Genomic DNA, 17,794 nt, shown 5'->3' with positions numbered 1-17,794 from the left:
GCGGAAAGTAAGATGCCGGAAAGGCCGTTTTACCAGCCTGGCGCCAGCAGCGTGGAGGGCCTGCCGCTGCTGCTGCAGATGTTCCACACCCAGCCCCTGGTGATGCTAAAGCCGCATTGGCACGCCCAGGTCGAGGTGAATTTCATCGTGCGCGGCGCCGTGCATTACCGCATGGACGGGCACGGGCTTTCGCTTTCTGCGGGTGACATGTGCCTGTTCTGGGGCGGCCTGCCGCACCAGATGGACGAAGCGTCCGACGATGCCATCTATGCCGGCGCGCATTTGCCGCTGGTGCATTTCTTCCGGCTGCATTTGCCCGTCGATGTCCGCAACAGGCTGATGACCGGCGCGACGCTGGTGACCGACGCCACCGACCGGTCGGACGACCACAATTTCGAGCGCTGGAATCGCTATGCCCGCTCCGGCGACCCGGTCAAGGCCGAGCATGCCGTCAACGAGCTTTTGCTGCGGCTGGAGCGGGTGCGCTTCGAGCCTTACCGGCTGGTGCCCGAAACCCCGGTCGAACAGGAGATAGGCAGTCCCTTCGATCAGCAATCGCTGCGCAATGTCGGGCGCATGTGCGACTTCATCGCCGAGAATTTCCTCTACGAGATCGATTGCGTCGACATCGCCGCGGCGGCCGATATCCATCCCAAATACGCCATGAGCATATTCAAGAAATCGACCGGCATGACGCTCAATGAATATGTGAACTTGCTGCGCCTCAGCTACGCGCAGGCGCTGCTGATGCATCAGGATGCCAATGTGCTGCGCGTCGCCATGGAATCGGGCTTTGGCTCGCTCAGTGCCTTCAACAAGTCGTTCCGCAAGCTTTCCGGCATGTCGCCGTCGGATTTCCGCAGGGGCGTGGCCAGCGCCAGATAACGGCTGGATTCAAGCGATAATATCCAGGCGCCTCGGCAGGCGGTTCATCGGCGACGGCCCGTTGGCGGTGATCAGGAACTGGTCCTCGAGATTGAAGCTGGCGAGACCGTCGATGTAGAGCGGGATTTCGAATGCCAGCACCATGCCGGCCTCGATCACGACATTGCTGTCGGCCGAGATGAACGGCCATTGCTCGGAAAACACGGAATTGCCGACGCCGTGGCCGAAATGGCCGCGGCGATAGGAACGCAGGCCCTGGCGCGCCAGGCTTTCGCTGGCGGCGCGATGCACGGCGGCTAACGGCTTTCCGGGCATAAGCGCGGCAAGCCCGTCGGCGAAGGCGCGTTCGGCTATCGCATGCAATTCGGCCTGTTCGGGCGACGGCGGCCCGAAGGTGAAATTCCGCGACATATCCGAGGCATAGCCGTTCACGCTGCACACCATGTCGGCCTTCAGCGGATCGCCGGCGGCGGCGACGACGTCGGCGCCTTTTGGGCGAGCGCCCAGCGTGACGTATTCCGCCGTCGAGATTTGCTGCGACGACCCGGCGGCTGCATCCGCGACGCCTTGCCGGTAAAGCGCGACCAGCTCAGACTGACGCATGCCGGTCGTCGCATGCTGCTGCAGCCGCGACAGGCCGGCTTCCGACAGGGCGATGCCCTGCTGCAGAAGGTCGATCTCGCTCTGCGATTTGATTGCCCGCAGCCTGTCGAGAACCGGCGAGCCGTTGACCAGGGCAGTGCCCGGCAACATTGCCTGCATCGCGGAAAAATCGCTGGCCGAGACGAAATCCAGCTCGATGCCGAGCGTCGCACGCTCCAGCCCGAATTCTGCGAGGATCGTTTTCAGCTCGCGGACGGAGCGGGCAAGCTCGAAGGTCGCCGGACGTGAAAAACCGGGGGCGCGGCCAACCAGGCCGGCCTCGATGCGCTGCGCAACAGGCCGGTCGGCCGTCGCCGGCTCGAGCGACGCCGATTCGATCCAGATCGCATGCGTGCGCAGCACGGCGCCGGCCATCGCCGCCCGGAGCCGGGCAGCCTGGAAATCCGCCACCACGACGCCGAGCGGCAGGTCGCCTCGCTTGGGAATAACGACGAAACCGGCACCGGCCCGCCGGAACAGGCCGGCCGGGCCGATCCAGGCACCGGTGGCATATTGGAACGCCTCGGGCTCGCAAAGCACCAGCGCCTCGATGCCGGCGCGCTGCATCAGGTCAGTTGCGCGCTCGCGGTCGACAAAGCCGGCCATGGGATCTCCTCGAATGCACTCGAATCCGACGCCGATGCGGCGTCGTTTGGCCTTAGCGTAGCTTCAGTGCCGCCGTGGAGCAGCTTTTTTCTGGAAGCGCTGTTCACCTTGAGAGTTCGTCGTCGGGAAACGAAAAAGCCGCGGCGAACCACGGCTTTCAACGCGACAAGTGGTCTGTTTGGAATGCTTACTCGGTTTCGTCAGAGGTGTCGTCGGCAGTGTCTGCCGCGTCTTTCGCGGCCTTCCTGTCCAGCGCTGCCTGCAAGGCCAGCGTAGCCTGCGGTGAGGCCGGTGTCGTGGCAACGACCGCCATTGCATGAGCAACGCCGGTCGTCGACTTGTCCTTGGCCGCGGCGGAAGTGGCGGCTCCGTGTCCCTGCGAGCCGGCCCCGGCCGAGTTTCCGCCGTTACCGTTGCTGCCGCCATTGCCGTTGCCATTGCCATTGCCCCCGGGAGCAGCGAGTACCGGAGATGCGACAAGGGTGAGAGCGGCTACAGTCGCGAATAGACAGGTGCGCGTTTTCATAGTTCCTCCTTCGAGTCGCCCTCCCGCCAGGATGGGTTTCAGATGAAAAACGTCAGGACTTTCGAATCCGAAAGTCGGCTGTTACCTAGCTTTGTTCAAATACAGTATTCTACAAGACGGACCTTGGTCCGAAATCGATACGCAAAAGTCCTGGATTTTATCGACAGCGTACTTCGGACGACCGCAGCGGCGGGATTTTTGCTGCCGGCAGATCCGGCGCCGCTACAGCGCAGTGTGCGTCGGCTGACATCAGGCTAGGGTCGAGGAAACCTAGTTGCTCGACCATCGGTGAGATCATTCAAGGCGATTGAGAAACATTCCACATCTCCTGAAGTTGGGAGCGCAGGTGCGCTTTTGAGGTGCCAAAATGTTTGATGCCGGCGGGCTTTTGGGAGGAAGCCATGATCCGCGTCACGCCTGCATTTCGTGTTTCGCGCCGCCGCGCGTTGCAGTTTGGCCTGGGAGCAACGCTCGCTTCGGCCACCGGCCTTGCCCCGGTTTCCCGGGCCTATGCGCAGGATGAGGTCAAAGACGAAGACATTTTTTTCCGGTTCGCCCTCAATCTCGAATATATGCGGAAGCCGAATATTACCTGCGCGGTACAACCGGAAAAGGGATCGAAGACTCGGATACTGGCCCGAAGGCCGGCGCTGTCGTTGGCGGCAAACAGGTCAGCTTTGACACGCCTGCAATCGGCGAGTTCATGTGCCCATGGCGTCCAAAAAGCTAGTGAGTTCAATTGGCTCGCCCGAAAAGAGTCGAACTCCTGACCCTTAGATTCTGGTCTGAGAAGTCAAGATCTAGGCGGTTCGAACGTGTCCCCTACTCCGTCAACGCTCCGGCTTCCCACCGCCAAGGCACATCATGGTTTAGGAGCTTGGCTTAGACGCTCGAAGTGAAGTACCCAGCCCATACCTTATTCCATTCTGGAGTTTCCACGTTTTTCGCAGCGGTCAAGGCCGCCGAGAATCCGAGATGGTCAATACCAGTGAAATGATGCAGGTTCTTCTGGACCACGTGGCAAGCAGGCCGCTGAGCAGACGTAGCTTCCTGGTTTCAGCATATGGACCCTCTTTGTAATACGAATTGAAAATTGCGCCCTCATGTTTCAGAACAGGTCGGTAGACCCGCGAGGATGATTTCGAATCCTGCGGGTCGCTCACGGTCCTCAAGGCGAGAATTCTAAGAGACGTTCAACAATGACCCAGCACGCAGAAAACGCTCGAATTCTCATGTACAGCCACGACACGTTCGGGCTCGGCCATTTGCAGCGCTGCCGGACTATCGCGCATTCGCTGGTCGAGGATTTCCGCGGACTTCAGGTGCTCATCATTTCGGGTGCGACTATCGCTGGCGCCTTCGATTACCGCGCCCGTGTCGACTTCGTGAAGATCCCCAGCGTCATCAAGCTGCGCAACGGCGAATACACGTCGCTGGAAAAGGACATCGATCTGCATGAGACGCTAAGGATGCGCCAGTCGATCATCCGCCATACAGCTGAGACCTTCCGGCCCGATATCTTCATCGTCGACAAGGAACCGCTCGGCCTGCGCGGTGAGATTGAGGACACGCTGTCCTACCTCAAGACGCGGGGCACCACGCTGGTGCTTGGCCTGCGCGAGGTGATGGATGCGCCGCATCTGCTCGAAGCAGAGTGGGCGCGCAGAGACGTGATGCGCAAGATAGGCGTCTTCTACGACAAGGTCTGGGCCTATGGTCCGCCGGATTTCTACGATCCGTTGACGGGCTTGGATGTGCCCCCGGCTGTCAGGGCAAAGATGAGGTTCGTCGGGTTCCTGCAACGGAGCCTGCAGCGGAACGAGTTGCCCGGCCACCGGCCCGAGGGCGACTATATCCTCGTTACTACCGGTGGCGGCGGTGACGGCGCCGATCTGATCCACGACGTCATCGATGCCTATCAGCAGGATCCGCAATTGCAGCATAGAGCCCTGATCGTGCTTGGGCCTTACATGCCGGCGCGCAAGCGCAACAAGCTGCTCAAGAAGGGGTCCAAGATCCCCTACATCAAGATCATCGAGTTCGACAACCGCATGGAAGACCTGATTGCCGGCGCCAAGGCGGTAGTGGCGATGGGCGGCTACAACACCTATTGCGAGATACTGTCTTTCGACAAGCCGGCGCTGATCGTGCCGCGCGTCGAGCCCCGCCGGGAACAACTGATTCGCGCACGGCGCGCAGCCGAACTCGGCCTCATCGAGATGCTTTTGCCGGAAGAAGCCGAGGACTCCCGGCGGTTTGCCGATGCACTGAAGGTGCTGCCGGACCGGCCCCGCCCATCGCAGAGCAATCCGCATCTGACGCTCGAAGGGCTGCCTCATATTTCCGAAATCGTCGCGGAACTGCTCGACCGGCGGGCCGGCCATCACCTTTCGGTCATTGAAGGAATGACCTGAGTTGCAACATCGCAAGATCGTCGTGGTTCTGAAGGGTTATCCGCGGCTGTCCGAAACCTTCATCGCGCAGGAACTGCTCGGTCTTGAGCGTGCGGGGTTCGACCTGATACTCGTCGCGCTCAGGCGGCCGACCGACGAAAAACGCCACCCCGTGCATGACGAGATCAAAGCGCCCGTCCATTATCTGCCGGAATATCTGCATGAAGAGCCGCTGCGCGTGCTTCGCTCGCTGTTTGCCTGTCTGCTGCGTCCGGGCTTCTGGCGCGCGCTCGGATGGCTGGCTGCCGATATGCCCCGCGACTTTACGCGCAATCGCGCGCGGCGCTTCGGGCAAGCGCTCGTGCTGGCGGCCGAATGGCCGGAAAACGCGGGCTGGCTGCATGCACATTTCGCGCACACGCCTGCATCGGTGACGCGCTATGCCAGCCAGCTTCGTGGCCTGCCGTGGACCTGCTCGGCCCATGCCAAGGACATCTGGACTTCGGCGGACTGGGATCTGGCCGGCAAGCTTTCCTCGGCGCGCTGGACGGTCACTTGCACGAAAACCGGCTTCGACCGTCTGAAAAAACTCGATAACGGCAACTCGTCCGTGCATCTGAGCTATCATGGGCTCGACCTTGATCGCTTCGGCAGTTTCGGCGAGGCGCGAAAGCAGCATGACGGCTCGGCTCCGGACGAACCGGTTGTCGTTCTGAGTGTCGGGCGCGCCGTTGAAAAGAAAGGTTATGATACGTTGCTGGAGGCCCTTGCCCTGCTGCCCGGCGATTTGGCGTGGCGTTTCGAGCATATCGGCGGCGGCGAAGAATTGGAACGGTTCAAGGCGCTGGCGCAAAAGCTCGGCCTGGATGGTCGCGTCTCTTGGAAAGGCGCGCTTGCGCAGGAGGAGGTGCTTGAGCACTACCGCCGCGCCGACATCTTCGCCCTGGCCTGCAGGATCACCGCAAATGGCGACCGCGACGGTCTGCCGAATGTTCTGGTGGAGGCGGCTAGCCAGCGGCTTGCCTGCGTGTCGACCGATATTTCCGGCGTGCCGGAGCTTTTATCGTCGGATGAAACCGGGTTGCTGGTTCCGACGGAAAACCCGCTTGCCCTGGCACGGGCGCTGGAGCGCCTGATCCGTGATCCCGTGCTCCGCGACCGCCTCGGCGACGCCGCAGAGCGGCGCGTGCGCGGCAATTTCGATCATATGGCAAGCATTGGACAGCTCAAGGAACTGTTCGAGCGGGAGTGGCGGGCCGCCGAATGAAGCGGCTGCGCGCTTTCTTCTATGTCCAGCACCTGCTCGGCATCGGCCATCTCGCGCGCGCCAGCCGCATTGCGGCGGCTCTGGTCGATGACGGGTTTGACGTTACCGTCGTGACCGGCGGAGCGCCGATCGCCGGGTTTCCGGGACTGGGTGTACAATCTGTAACCCTGCCACCTGTCACCTCCGGTGATGAAGGATTTTCGGGACTTGTCGACCTGCAAGGCAACCCGATCGACGATGATTTCAAGAAATGGCGTTCAGAGATGCTGCTGCAGGCATTCCGGGATTGCAGGCCTGATATCGTCATTGTCGAGGCGTTTCCATTTGGACGCCGGCAGATGCGTTTCGAACTCTTGCCGCTGATCAAGGCCATCGACGCGACGTCGCCCAGACCGCTGCTGGCGACGTCCGTCCGTGATATCCTCCAGGAGCGCGTCAAGCTGGGCCGAAACGAGGAAACGGTCGATCTCATCAACAGGCATTTCGATCTTGTTATGGTCCACGGCGATCCGGCTTTCGCAACCATCGACAAGACATTTCCACTGGCTGGGGCGATCAGGGCCGAGGTCACCTACACGGGGCTCGTTGCCGCGCCGCCATCGCCCGCGGCCTCCGAGCGCTTCGACGTTCTGGTGTCGGTTGGCGGCGGGGCTGCCGGAAAGAGCCTTGTCAGATCCACCATCGCAGCGGCGCGGAATGCCAACAACGCTTGGAAATGGTGCTTGATCACCGGCCCAAACCTGCCGAAAGACGAGTTTGACGCGATCGCACGCGATGCCACGCCAGGCCTGTCCATCTTCCGGTTCCGCGAGGATTTCGCCAGCCTGCTGACCGGCGCCCGCCTGTCAGTCTCGCAGGCGGGTTACAACACGGTCTGCGATGTCCTGCGCGCGGGTTGTCGCTCCCTGCTCGTCCCATTTGCAGCCGGCGGGGAAACCGAACAGACGGTTCGCGCCCTGATGCTCGAAGAACTCGGTCTTGCAACGGTGCTGATGGAAAAGGATCTGACGCCTGAAGGTTTGGCGCAAGCGATCGAACAAGCGCTTGTGGAACCGACGCCATCCGCGCATCGTCTCGATCTGGAAGGCGCGCGTCGCTCCGCGCAAATCCTGCGCGAGCGGCATCGAACATGGTCCCTAAATGTGGGGCCCGGTTTCGGAAAAGTTCATGATTGAACAGACGATAGATCCTAGAGCGGTTCATCGTTTCACGCAGAACCGCTCTGTCTCTTTGTTTTGACGCAATTCCGGACGGAAAGCCGTTTCCACACTTTCCTGCAAATGCTCTAACGCGCGTCGCGCCTGGTGAGATTCGTGCGACGCGCTTCAAGTCCTGTTTTTATGCGTGTCGTTGTCCCAAACCGCTACGCGCTTTTGGGCGAAATGCATTAAACAGTTCCAATCAGCATGAAGCGCGTATAATTTTTTGTCGGCAGTTCGCCGGAGAACCGCACCTCCCGCAGCGCCGCCATTTCCTCGAAGGCTGCAAGCGAAGCCACGCAGTTGATGTGCGTCGGCTCGCTGAAATAATCGTTCGATTGCAGCAGTACATTCGTGCCCGGCGGAAGCAGAGCAAGCCAGGCGCGCAGATCGGCTATGTGTTCGCAGCTCGTATTGATCATCAGATCGGGCCGCCCGGCCGCATAGTCGAGTGCGTACATATCTGCCGTCAGCGCCCGGAACCGGTCGCCGGCTTCCCGGTTGAGGGTCCGGGCGACCGGCGCGACTTCGGGATCGATGTCGATACTATCGACCGCCGCGATGTCGAAGCGGGCGTCGTTGAAAAGCATTGCCGGCAATACGCCGTACCATCCACCCAGAACCCATATGCGCCCGAAGCGGCGGCCGCCGCTTTCGAATAGCCTGTCGAGCGCCCACATCTTGCAGGCGACCTGCTTGTGGTTGAAGGCGTTGGCGATATCGGCCTTCGGATGCTTGGCGACGACCCGCGCCAGCCCTGCCACGAGAGGGCACTTGACATAAGCAGCAATTCCCCGCGTGAGGTCCAAGGCTTGCTCGTGCCAGTCCATGGCATTGCGTGGTTGCGTGACATCCATCATAATTCGTCTTGTATGTTGGGATTTTGGGCGACACAACGCAATCTTGCCTCCCGCAAGACTGTTTGATTCCGCGGACGTGATCATGCTGCAAGCCGCTTGGCTATTGCCCGGTGCCGGAGAGAGCCTGTTGCATCTGTCCGGATCATCGGCGTCCATCCGCCAGCACCAGCCGCGCAGCTGCGGCCTCGTGCCGCTCGGCTGTTCGCCAAAGCCCTACGAAAGCCGCGGACCGTTTGGCCAGCCGCTGTCTTCGCCGATCAACAATGCCCATGTCGATGCCATCGACCATGCGTCGGAACTGGATCGCGCCGCCTCGCAGGTTTCTTGCATCGTTGAGCGCAGGACAATGTCCGTGCACAGCAGCTTCGAGCTTGTCGTTGGCGATGAAGAAATTGCCGATACGCCATTCGCCAGCAGGTGCTTTTACATCCTGCATCCTTCCAACTGAAGGGTCCACAGTCGCATATGGAAGCCAGCCTAGCCCGCTATATCTGGACGCACACCAAGAAGCAGCAACTCTGGATATTGATGATCGTCGTGCTTTCGATGATCCCGTATTTCATGTCCTTCGACCTGCCGAAGCTGATCGTCAACGGACCGATCCAAGGTCGCGGCTTCGAGCAACCGGGCGCGACCCAGCCATTCATGAGGCTACACTATAACCTGCCGTTCGTTGGAGAGGTCCAGTTCTTCTCCGGTTTTCAGCTCGACCGCAAGGAGACCCTGTTTGCCCTGAGCCTTGTGTTCCTCTTGCTAGTCGTCATCAACGGCCTGTTCAAATTCTACATCAACACCTACAAGGGCCGCCTCGGCGAACGCATGCTGCGGCGTATCCGCTTCGATCTGGTCGACCGTGTGCTGCGTTTTCCGCCGGTTTATTTCAAGCGGGTGAAATCCGCCGAAGTGGCGACCATGGTGAAGGACGAGGTGGAGCCGCTGGGCGGCTTCATCGGCGACGCCTTCCTGCAGCCGGTACTGCTCGGCGGCCAAGCGCTGACGGCCATGCTGTTCATCATGATCCAGAACGTCTGGCTCGGAATGATAGCGGTCGTGATCGTGGCGATCCAGATCGTGCTCATCCCGCGAATGCGGCGGCGGCTGATCGTGCTCGGGCGCCAACGGCAGTTGACGGCGCGCGCGCTTTCGGGCCGGGTTGGCGAAATCGTCGACGGCATCGGCGCGGTTCACGTCCACGATACATCAAACTACGAGCGCGCCGACATAGCTGCCCGGCTCGGGCTCATCTTCAAGATCCGCTTCGATCTTTACCAATGGAAATTCATGGTGAAGTTCCTCAACAATTTTCTCGCGCAGCTCACGCCCTTTCTGTTCTACATGATCGGCGGGTATCTGGTCCTTGAGGGGCGGCTGGACGTCGGCCAGCTCGTGGCCGTGATCGGCGCCTACAAGGACCTGCCCGGACCGATGAAGGAACTGATCGACTGGGATCAGGATCGGCAGGATGTCCAGGTCAAATATCAACAGGTCGTTGAACAGTTCACCGTCGAAGGTCTCATCGCGCCGAAAATCGGGGCATTGACGATCGACGATCCCGATCCGATGACCAAGCCGCTGTCGGCGATCAATCTGTCCGTAGCAGACGATGGTGGTGCAATGCTCCTCAACCGTATCTCCCTCCAGGTCAAGCCGGGTGAGACGGTGGCACTGGTCAGTACCGCAACAGGTGGAGCGGAGGCGCTTGCAGAAGCCTTCGCGCGGCTGACCTGGCCGGACAGCGGAAGGGTCGCTTCGGGCACCGACGACCTGCTTGAACTCCCCGAAGCAGTAACCGGCCGGCGCATGTCGTATGCCTCGTCGGATGTTTTCCTGTTCCAGGCAAGCCTCCGCGACAACCTGCTCTACGGGTTGAAGCATGCGCCGCTGACATCGGTGCCTTATGACGGTGCTGCGGCAGATCAGCAACGCTGGAACATTCACGAGGCGCGCCGGTCGGGCAATCCGGATCTTGATATCCACAGCGACTGGATCAACTATGCTTCCGCTGGCGCTACCGGCCCGCACGACCTCTTTGAAGCCGTGCGCCGGGTGCTCGACGCGGTTGTTCTGTCGCGTGACATTCTGGATCTCGGCTTGCGCTCTTCGGCCGACCTCACGCGTCACACGGAGCTTGCCAGGCGGATCGTCGAACTGCGTGCGGCGCTGCGGACCCGGCTGGAACAAGAGGGGCTGAGCGGACTGGTGGTTCCTTTCGAACCGGGCGCCTACAACAAGGAAGCAACGATCGGCCAAAACCTGCTCTTCGGCGCTGCCGCCGGCCCTGAACTGGCCGACAGGGCCCTGGCGGCCAATCCCTATTTTGCTTCCGTGCTGAGGCAAGCCGGCCTCGACCGAACGCTCTACGAAATGGGCTTGGAGATCGCCAAACAGGCGATCGAGCTGTTTGCCGACCTGCCGCCCGATCACCAGTTCTTCCAGCAGCTCGCCTTCATGAGCGCGGAGGAGATACCCGCCTACGAAACCTTGCTGCAACGGCTCAAGAACCGTCCCTACGAGGCGGTTTCGGAGAACGATCGCGCCATGATCGTCACCTTGAGCTTTGCCTACATCGAGCCCCGGCACCGCTTCGGCCTGCTGAGCGACGAGCTGATGAGCAAGATCGTCGCTGCACGCAACCGGTTCTATGAAGACCTGCCGCCCGAGCTGCACAATGCGGTCGAACGGTATGATCCTGCCAAATACATTGCCGCGGCCACCGTCATGGATAATGTCCTGTTCGGGCGTGTGGGCAACAATCATCCCGACGCGCCCGACCGCATACGCTCCATCGTCTATGACATTCTTGACGAACTTGGGCTTTATGGCGAACTTCTGGATGTCGGCCTGGACTTCAACGTCGGCTCCGGCGGCAGGCGGCTGACCGGTGGACAGCGACAGAAGCTCGATGTTGCCCGGGCCTTGCTCAAGCGTCCCGATTTTCTCATTCTCAACCGGCCGCTGTCGGCGCTCGACCAGCGCATGCAGGATAAGGTGCTGCGAAATGTGCTCGAGGAAGCCAGGCGCGACGGCCATTCGCCGGCAATTGTGTGGGTCGTGACGAATCCGGCAATGGCGATGATGTTCGATCGCGTTATCGTCTTCGACTCGGGTCAATTGGCGGAAGACGGAACACACGAGACACTTTTGGCAGGGAACGGTATCTTCAAGGAACTGTTGTCATAGAGCAACGGACATTCAGATGGGATCATTCTGCCGGTGCACGACATCGGGCTCGCCACCTTTCGCGTGGTTTGTCTCGCCATCCCGGAAAGAGAATTGATTCCATCTGGGCGTCCGTTGCTCTAGTCTGGCAAACGCGAATTTTGGAAGGTTTGCGACAATGCTGCTCAAGGATGAAGTTGGAATGCTGCAACGCGTTCCCTTGTTCTCTGCCATCGAGCCGACAAAGCTCAAGCTGCTTGCGTTCACATCCGATCGTGTGAGCTACAGCGCCGGCCAGATCCTTTTCCGGCAGGGCGACGAGGGAGACGCCGCCTATGTCATCCTTTCAGGCAGGGCGGATATTCTTGTCGATTCCGACAGCGGACCGATAAAAGTTGCCGAACTGGAGCCAAATTCGATCGTTGGCGAGATCGCCATATTGTGCAACAGCTCCCGCACTGCCACCGTCAGAGCGGCAAGTCCGCTGGAAGCCCTGAGAATCCGCAAGGATCATTTCCTGAGGCTTATGAGGGAGTTCCCGGAAATGACCATCGAGATATTGCGGGTTCTTGCCGATCGCCTAAGCCATACGACCGCGGATCTCATCGACGCACGAAGCGCCAAATAACGAAGGACGTGCGCTCGATCCTCGCCGTCGTGACGGCACTGTCCTCTCGCTGAGAAGATCACCCGGAGAAAGCCTGTCTCGCCTAGCAGCAGTTGTTTGGATATGATGGGCGAAGGGGTAGCATGGACGACAACGTTTTCCAGGTCAGGTTTTGGGGTGTCCGCGGCAGCATTTCGGTATCAGGGCCAGAATTCTCTCGCTATGGCGGCAACTCAATCTGCGTCGAGATGCGATGCGGCAAGCATACGCTTCTGTTCGACGCAGGCTCTGGCCTACGGCCTGCCGGCGCGGCGCTTCAGGCGTTGGGCGTGACCGATTTCGACCTGCTTTTCACCCATTGCCATTACGATCACATCATCGGGCTGCCGTCTTTTGCGCCGATCTATGACCGGGGCGCCAAGGTTACGCTTTGGTCCGGGCATCTTGCAGGACACATGACGACCCGGCAGATGGTCGATGAGTTCATGCGGCCGCCGTGGTTTCCGGTGAAATTGGAGGCCTGCAAGGCAAGCCTCGACTATCGCGATTTCGTATCCGGAGACGTGCTTCGCCCGCGCGAAGGGGTGGTGGTCCGAACCGGCAGTCTTATGCATCCGGGCGGCTGCATAGGCTACCGGGTCGAATGGGGTGGCGGCGTCGTGGCGGTGATCACAGACACTGAGCACGACCCGGACAAACTCGATCAGACGGTGCTCGGCCTGATCGAAGATGCCGACCTCGTCATCTACGATTGCACCTACACCGAGGAGGAAATGGAACGCCGCCGCGGTTACGGGCACTCGACGTGGCAACAGGGCGTCAAACTCTGTGAGGCGGCAGGTGCGCGGAGGCTTGCGCTGTTTCACCACGATCCGACACGCACCGACAAGGAACTGGACAAGATCCAGAAACTGGCCAAGGACAGGTTTACCGGCGCTTTTGCCGCGCGGGATGGCCAGACGCTCAACATTCCAGTCTCATTGCGCAAAAAGCGCTGAGCTATTTTCCTCTATCTCTTTGTCTTGACGCAATTCCGGACGGAAACCGTTCACACTTTCCTGGAATTGTTCCACCGGCGCTGCGCCCGATCAATGTCCTGATCGGAAGCCATGCGCAGGCTTCAGTCTGTGCGGTGACTGTGAACAGCCGTTCGAGGAAGAGCCAGGCCGATTCATCATGTACGAGATGGTGGGTGAGCAGGCCCACCGGTTCGCCCCTATCGAATGCATGCTGCAAGTGCGCGATGATAGCCTGAACCAACAGGCCATGATCGCGGCACCCGCGCGTGCCATGCCAATCCATGATGTCGACATTGCTGTTGATGACCGCAAGTGAAGCCGGCATTGGCGGCCCGTAGACCGACAATGCCGAAAATCCTATCGATCCAAGGTCGGATACCAAGCCGGCGTCGATCCTGTTCCAGGGTGGCACCAGCATCGGAACGGCACGTGCGCCGTGCAGGCCGGTTACGTGCGCCAGCCCGCGAGCCAGATCATCGAGCACCGCCTCGCGTGGCCGATGCGCGCCGAGCTCCTGCTTCTTCTGGCCCTCGGGCGCATGATTTCGGTGCGCCCAGCCATGGATGGCGACCGTGGCATGCGGCGCCTCGTCAAGCCGAACGACAAGCTTCTCGTCAGTCAGGGCGGGAATGACGGCCAGAGTCACCGGAACCGCGAATTCACCGGTGAGGTCGAGCAACCGATCAAGCGCAGGCGTCGGATCCACGGCGTCATCGTCGCGCAGCCAGAACTCTGCCTTACGGTCCGCGCATTGCCGGCTCGCCAGTTCCTCCACCAAGGGTTGCCAGATCTGATCGGATGTCATGAGACCGGGATCTTCGCAAGAAGTTCGGCCAGACGCGCCGCTGCAGCACCGATAGAACGTTCTTCGAGGATGAAACGTCTGGCTTCTGCGGCCATGATGGATCTTTCGTCGTTACGGGCCAGAAGCCTTTCAATGGCAGAAGCGAACGCCGCCACATCGCCCGGCGGGGTGAGAAACCCGGCCTGGCCATCCCGCACGACCTCCGGCACGCCGGCGATGTCCTGAGCCACAACCGGAAGGCCGGCGGCCTGTGCTTCAAGATAGGCAACGCCATAGGCCTCGCCGAAACCCGGCCAGACGTAAATTCCCCCACTGTAGAGGACATCCGGCACGGCGGCTGGCTCAATCGCGCCAAGCCATTCGATACGGTCGGCGGGCAAGCTGGCGAATTGCGCTTTGATCTCCTCGCGGGCAGGTCCGTCCCCGACGACCGACATCGTCCAGGGCAGGTGACCGATCGAACCGAGCGCCTGCGCCAGCATGCCATAGCTTTCGACTTTGTCGCCCGGGCGCATCATGGCGACCGTAACGAGGCGCGACGGACAACCCCGTGCCGGCGTTTCCCGGAATAGCGATGTGTCGATGAAGGGCGAAAGCATGCCGAAAGCGGCGTCGGGTACCGCATCTGCCAGTCCCTGACGATCCCTTTGCGTGAAGCAGATGTTCAGCGCCGCCTGTTCGACGGCTCGCGCCACCAACGCTTGCGTATCGGCCCACAAACCGGTGTTGCGCCGCCTCGAATAGGAGGCTTCCGCTGTCACATAGGGGACACCAAAGGCCAACGCCAGTTCGGGCCCGATCAGGTCGGGTGCCTTGTAATAGGGATGATAGGTGAACCACAGATCGGGCTTGCCGTCACGATCCCAAAGCCTTGCCAGCCGCGCGGCTTCCTCCCGGGCCTCGATCTTGAGCGCATCGAAACTTTTCGAATCCGGTTCGCGTAGATAGAAGCGCAATTCGGATGCCAATTCGACGCTATGCCTTCCATGCTCCAGTGCCTTGACCAGCATCCGTGCCATCTGGCGGTCGCCGGAGGCAACGGGATGATTGGGCGACTTCAGCGGCGCATAGAAGGCAATTCGCATCGCCGGACCCTATCATCGGAAAGCCTGCGCAAGTCAATTTCGAAGCATGATCGACTTCACCCTCAAGCACTGGAATGTGCTATCTGATGCTCATGGAAACAGCTGCCGCGTCCGATCCGTTTGTTGCTTCTCTGCCGGTCTTCGCAAAGTTCGAAAGCGTTGCCGATATCGATAACTATCGGCCTCTCCCCGATGGCTGGGCGCTGGCCACCGCAGACATCGTCGGCTCGACCAAGGCGATCGAGGCGGGGCGCTATAAAACCGTCAATATGGCCGGTGCCAGCGTCATTTCGGCGCTGCTCAATGCGCTGGGTAGGCAAGATCTTCCCTTTGTCTTCGGCGGCGACGGTGCGCTCGTGGCGTTTCCCGGCTCGGCGCTGGAGATCACCCGCAACGCGCTGGCGGCTGTCCAGAGATGGGTGGCGGACGAACTGGACCTGACCTTGCGTGCCGCAATCGTGCCGATAAAGGATATAAGAGCGCAAGGCCTCGACGTTCGCGTGGCGAGGTTCCAGGCCTCCGATGCGGTCTTCTATGCCATGTTCGCCGGAGGTGGTGGCAGTTGGGCGGAAGCCGAGATGAAAGCGGGGCGCTACCGCATCGATCCTGCGCCGGCCGGCGCGCGGCCGGACCTGACCGGCCTCTCGTGCCGCTGGAACCCGATCGAAGCCCGCCATGGCGAAATCGTCTCGATCATAGCCATACCGGGGGCGTCGCGCGACTTGCGCGGTTTTCAGTTTCTGGTTTCCGACATCATCGCCCTTGCCGGCAGGCAGGAACGCGATGGCCACCCGGTGCCGGTGAACGGGCCGGACTACAGTATGCTGCCCGCCGGCCTCGATATCGAAGCGCGAGCCACGGCGCCGGCAGGACGGCGGTGGCTGTCGAAGCTGTGGATAGTGTTCCTGATGACTCTTACGGCTGTTACGGATAGATATGGCTGGACGATCGGCAGATTCGATCCGAAGATCTACAAACGCGAAGTGGCCAGCAATTCGGATTTCCGGAAGTTCGACGATGGCTTGAAGATGACCATCGACGTTGACGCGGATGTGTTGCAACGGATCGAGGACCGGCTGAAACAGGCGGAAGAGGCGGGCATCTGCAACTATGGCCTGCACCGCCAGAAATCGGCCTTGATGACATGCCTCGTCGCATCGCCGCTGCAGCGCGATCACGTTCATTTCATCGATGGCGCCGCCGGCGGCTATGCGATGGCTGCCGCAAGCCTTAAGGCGAAGGTGCCGGTCTGACGCTTGCGGACATCGATTTTCCGCAATATGCCTCGGGGCTCTTGTGAGCGGTGAGCCTCACCATGGAAGCAGACGGCCTGTCCGAATTAACAGAAAGCAGATTGTTGGACGCCTCACGATCGATATATGACCGTCTTCTGACCCGGATTTCGACGCGCGCCGCGCAAGTCGGCGTGATCGGACTGGGCTATGTCGGGTTGCCGCTGGCGGTTGCGATCGCACGCGCCGGCTTCCCGGTTTCCGGCTTCGACATCGAAGGCCAGAAGGTCGAGAGCCTGAACAACGGACAATCCTACATCGAGGCGGTGACGTCGACAGCCCTTGCCGGCCAGGTGGCGAGCGGACGGTTCCGCGCCACTGCGGATTTTGCCGAACTGGCCGTCTGCGATGTCATCATCATCTGCGTTCCGACACCACTGACGAAACACCGCGAGCCGGATCTCTCCTTTGTCAGGAACACCGCAGGCACCATCGCGAAGCATCTGCGTCTCGGCCAGCTGATCGTGCTGGAATCGACCACCTATCCCGGCACCACCGACGACGTGATCAAGCCCATCCTGGAAAAAACCGGCTTGCAGTCGAGGATAGATTTCTTCCTCGGCTTCTCGCCCGAACGCGAGGATCCCGGCAACCGCAGCTTTGAAGTCGCGACGATCCCCAAGGTCGTGGCAGGTGACGGCATTGAAGCGGCGACGCTCGTGCAGGCTTTCTACCATGGCGTGGTCAAGACCGTCGTTCCGGTTTCCACCACGGCGACCGCCGAGGCGGTCAAGCTGACGGAAAACATCTTCCGCTCGGTCAACGTCGCCCTCGTCAACGAGTTGAAGATCGTGCTCGGTGCGATGGGAATCGACATCTGGGAGGTGATCGAGGCGGCAAAGACCAAGCCCTTCGGCTACATGCCTTTCTATCCCGGCCCTGGACTTGGCGGGCACTGCGTTCCGATCGATCCCTTCTACCTGACGTGGAAGGCTCGCGAATACGAACTGCCGACCCGCTTCATCGAGCTGGCGGCAGAGATCAACACGGCCATGCCGCGTCATGTGGTCGATGAACTGGCGAAGGCGCTGGACCGGCGCTGCGGCAAGGCGCTCAGCCGCTCGAGCATTCTCATCATCGGGCTCGCCTATAAGAAGAATGTGCCCGACATCCGCGAAAGCCCCTCATTGCGGCTCATTGAACTCATCGAGGAATGGGGCGGCAAGGCGGAATTCCACGATCCGCATGTTGCCGAAATCCCGGCCACACGGGAGCATATGGCGATCAAGGGGCGTCGCTCGGTCGAATTGACCGAGGCGGCCTTGAAGGATTTCGACGCTGTCGTCGTTGCAACCGACCACGACGCGATCGACTATCAGGCGATCGCGGATCACGCTCTACTGATCGTCGACACACGCAATGTTTTTGGCCGCCTCGGGCTAGCCCGAGAGACGGTGGTGAAGGCCTGACGGCGTCCGAGCCGGCGAATTTGTGGCAGATCAAGGAGAT

Annotated in this window: 15 protein-coding genes and 1 pseudogene; 11 read left to right on the top strand and 5 right to left on the bottom strand. The window is 60.8% G+C overall.

The window, feature by feature from the left end; all coding sequences use genetic code 11:
• Positions 1-12: 12 nt before the first annotated feature.
• A complete protein-coding gene (locus NKH30_RS26335; protein WP_352491733.1) occupies positions 13-885 on the top strand; it encodes a helix-turn-helix domain-containing protein in 873 nt (290 codons plus the stop codon).
• A 9-nt stretch (positions 886-894) separates the two neighbouring features.
• On the opposite strand, the gene NKH30_RS26330 is transcribed toward NKH30_RS26335, so the two are convergent.
• Both NKH30_RS26330 and NKH30_RS26325 read right to left on the bottom strand, forming a co-directional pair.
• On the bottom strand, positions 895-2,133 hold the full coding sequence (locus NKH30_RS26330; RefSeq protein WP_352491732.1) for a M24 family metallopeptidase: 1,239 nt from the start codon (positions 2,131-2,133) through the stop codon (positions 895-897).
• 187 nt (positions 2,134-2,320) lie between these two features.
• Positions 2,321-2,659, bottom strand: coding sequence for a hypothetical protein (locus tag NKH30_RS26325; RefSeq protein WP_023675950.1), 339 nt, complete (start codon positions 2,657-2,659; stop codon positions 2,321-2,323).
• A gap of 401 nt (positions 2,660-3,060) precedes the next feature.
• Between NKH30_RS26325 and NKH30_RS26320 the strand changes: the two are divergent.
• From NKH30_RS26320 to NKH30_RS26305, 4 genes and pseudogenes are all read left to right on the top strand, one after another.
• Positions 3,061-3,365: pseudogene (locus NKH30_RS26320) on the top strand (ferritin-like domain-containing protein); the annotation flags it as partial.
• Positions 3,366-3,858: 493 nt separating this feature from the next.
• Positions 3,859-5,073 carry a glycosyltransferase family protein gene (locus NKH30_RS26315; protein WP_352450264.1) on the top strand — a complete coding sequence of 405 codons (1,215 nt, stop codon included), beginning with the start codon at positions 3,859-3,861 and terminating at the stop codon, positions 5,071-5,073.
• A gap of 1 nt (position 5,074) precedes the next feature.
• Positions 5,075-6,319, top strand: a complete 1,245-nt coding sequence (locus NKH30_RS26310) for a glycosyltransferase (protein ID WP_352541931.1) — start codon at positions 5,075-5,077, stop codon at positions 6,317-6,319.
• Positions 6,316-7,494: a glycosyltransferase family protein gene (locus NKH30_RS26305; RefSeq protein WP_352491730.1), complete on the top strand. Its 1,179-nt coding sequence runs from the start codon at positions 6,316-6,318 to the stop codon at positions 7,492-7,494. The genes NKH30_RS26310 and NKH30_RS26305 overlap by 4 nt, the downstream gene beginning before the upstream one ends.
• Before the next feature lie 212 nt (positions 7,495-7,706).
• Here the strand turns inward: NKH30_RS26305 and NKH30_RS26300 are convergent, their stop codons facing one another.
• Complete coding sequence (locus NKH30_RS26300) at positions 7,707-8,375, bottom strand: class I SAM-dependent methyltransferase (RefSeq protein ID WP_352770469.1); 669 nt, start codon at positions 8,373-8,375, stop codon at positions 7,707-7,709.
• 85 nt (positions 8,376-8,460) lie between these two features.
• Between NKH30_RS26300 and NKH30_RS26295 the strand changes: the two genes are divergently transcribed.
• The 4 genes from NKH30_RS26295 (at position 8,461) to NKH30_RS26280 (ending at position 13,142) form a co-directional block, all read left to right on the top strand.
• Positions 8,461-8,826, top strand: a complete 366-nt coding sequence (locus tag NKH30_RS26295) for a hypothetical protein (RefSeq protein WP_352470896.1) — start codon at positions 8,461-8,463, stop codon at positions 8,824-8,826.
• A gap of 17 nt (positions 8,827-8,843) precedes the next feature.
• Complete coding sequence (locus tag NKH30_RS26290; protein ID WP_352770398.1) at positions 8,844-11,558, top strand: ABC transporter transmembrane domain-containing protein; 2,715 nt, start codon at positions 8,844-8,846, stop codon at positions 11,556-11,558.
• Between the two features lie 157 nt (positions 11,559-11,715).
• Positions 11,716-12,165, top strand: coding sequence for a cyclic nucleotide-binding domain-containing protein (locus NKH30_RS26285; RefSeq protein WP_023675957.1), 450 nt, complete (start codon positions 11,716-11,718; stop codon positions 12,163-12,165).
• 122 nt (positions 12,166-12,287) lie between these two features.
• Positions 12,288-13,142, top strand: coding sequence for an MBL fold metallo-hydrolase (locus NKH30_RS26280; protein ID WP_352834883.1), 855 nt, complete (start codon positions 12,288-12,290; stop codon positions 13,140-13,142).
• Position 13,143: 1 nt separating this feature from the next.
• Here the strand turns inward: NKH30_RS26280 and NKH30_RS26275 are convergent, their stop codons facing one another.
• Both NKH30_RS26275 and NKH30_RS26270 read right to left on the bottom strand, forming a co-directional pair.
• Positions 13,144-13,968, bottom strand: a complete 825-nt coding sequence (locus tag NKH30_RS26275) for a polysaccharide deacetylase family protein (protein WP_352770393.1) — start codon at positions 13,966-13,968, stop codon at positions 13,144-13,146.
• Positions 13,965-15,053 carry a glycosyltransferase family 4 protein gene (locus NKH30_RS26270; RefSeq protein WP_352770390.1) on the bottom strand — a complete coding sequence of 363 codons (1,089 nt, stop codon included), beginning with the start codon at positions 15,051-15,053 and terminating at the stop codon, positions 13,965-13,967. The genes NKH30_RS26275 and NKH30_RS26270 overlap by 4 nt, the downstream gene beginning before the upstream one ends.
• A 74-nt stretch (positions 15,054-15,127) precedes the next feature.
• Here NKH30_RS26270 and NKH30_RS26265 point away from each other — a divergent pair, with 74 nt between their 5' ends.
• Complete coding sequence (locus NKH30_RS26265) at positions 15,128-16,306, top strand: DUF3095 domain-containing protein (RefSeq protein WP_352470891.1); 1,179 nt, start codon at positions 15,128-15,130, stop codon at positions 16,304-16,306.
• Between the two features lie 104 nt (positions 16,307-16,410).
• Positions 16,411-17,754, top strand: a complete 1,344-nt coding sequence (locus NKH30_RS26260) for a nucleotide sugar dehydrogenase (RefSeq protein ID WP_352770388.1) — start codon at positions 16,411-16,413, stop codon at positions 17,752-17,754.
• Positions 17,755-17,794 lie beyond the last annotated feature (40 nt).

Source organism: Mesorhizobium sp. M1273, assembly GCF_040318195.1.
Classification (GTDB): Bacteria; Pseudomonadota; Alphaproteobacteria; order Rhizobiales; family Rhizobiaceae; genus Mesorhizobium.
The sequence above is the reverse complement of the archived record's forward strand: the minus strand, read 5'-3'. Positions and strand labels throughout refer to the sequence as shown.

What these genes read in the sequence shown, in the direction of transcription:
- NKH30_RS26335 (WP_352491733.1), top strand. Translation starts at nt 13, where the DNA reads ATGCCGGAAAGGCCGTTTTACCAGCCTGGCGCCAGCAGCGTGGAGGGC.
- NKH30_RS26330 (WP_352491732.1), bottom strand. Translation starts at nt 2,133, where the DNA reads ATGGCCGGCTTTGTCGACCGCGAGCGCGCAACTGACCTGATGCAGCGC.
- NKH30_RS26325 (WP_023675950.1), bottom strand. Translation starts at nt 2,659, where the DNA reads ATGAAAACGCGCACCTGTCTATTCGCGACTGTAGCCGCTCTCACCCTT.
- NKH30_RS26315 (WP_352450264.1), top strand. Translation starts at nt 3,859, where the DNA reads ATGACCCAGCACGCAGAAAACGCTCGAATTCTCATGTACAGCCACGAC.
- NKH30_RS26305 (WP_352491730.1), top strand. Translation starts at nt 6,316, where the DNA reads ATGAAGCGGCTGCGCGCTTTCTTCTATGTCCAGCACCTGCTCGGCATC.
- NKH30_RS26300 (WP_352770469.1), bottom strand. Translation starts at nt 8,375, where the DNA reads ATGGATGTCACGCAACCACGCAATGCCATGGACTGGCACGAGCAAGCC.
- NKH30_RS26295 (WP_352470896.1), top strand. Translation starts at nt 8,461, where the DNA reads ATGCTGCAAGCCGCTTGGCTATTGCCCGGTGCCGGAGAGAGCCTGTTG.
- NKH30_RS26290 (WP_352770398.1), top strand. Translation starts at nt 8,844, where the DNA reads ATGGAAGCCAGCCTAGCCCGCTATATCTGGACGCACACCAAGAAGCAG.
- NKH30_RS26285 (WP_023675957.1), top strand. Translation starts at nt 11,716, where the DNA reads ATGCTGCTCAAGGATGAAGTTGGAATGCTGCAACGCGTTCCCTTGTTC.
- NKH30_RS26280 (WP_352834883.1), top strand. Translation starts at nt 12,288, where the DNA reads ATGGACGACAACGTTTTCCAGGTCAGGTTTTGGGGTGTCCGCGGCAGC.
- NKH30_RS26275 (WP_352770393.1), bottom strand. Translation starts at nt 13,968, where the DNA reads ATGACATCCGATCAGATCTGGCAACCCTTGGTGGAGGAACTGGCGAGC.
- NKH30_RS26270 (WP_352770390.1), bottom strand. Translation starts at nt 15,053, where the DNA reads ATGCGAATTGCCTTCTATGCGCCGCTGAAGTCGCCCAATCATCCCGTT.
- NKH30_RS26265 (WP_352470891.1), top strand. Translation starts at nt 15,128, where the DNA reads ATGTGCTATCTGATGCTCATGGAAACAGCTGCCGCGTCCGATCCGTTT.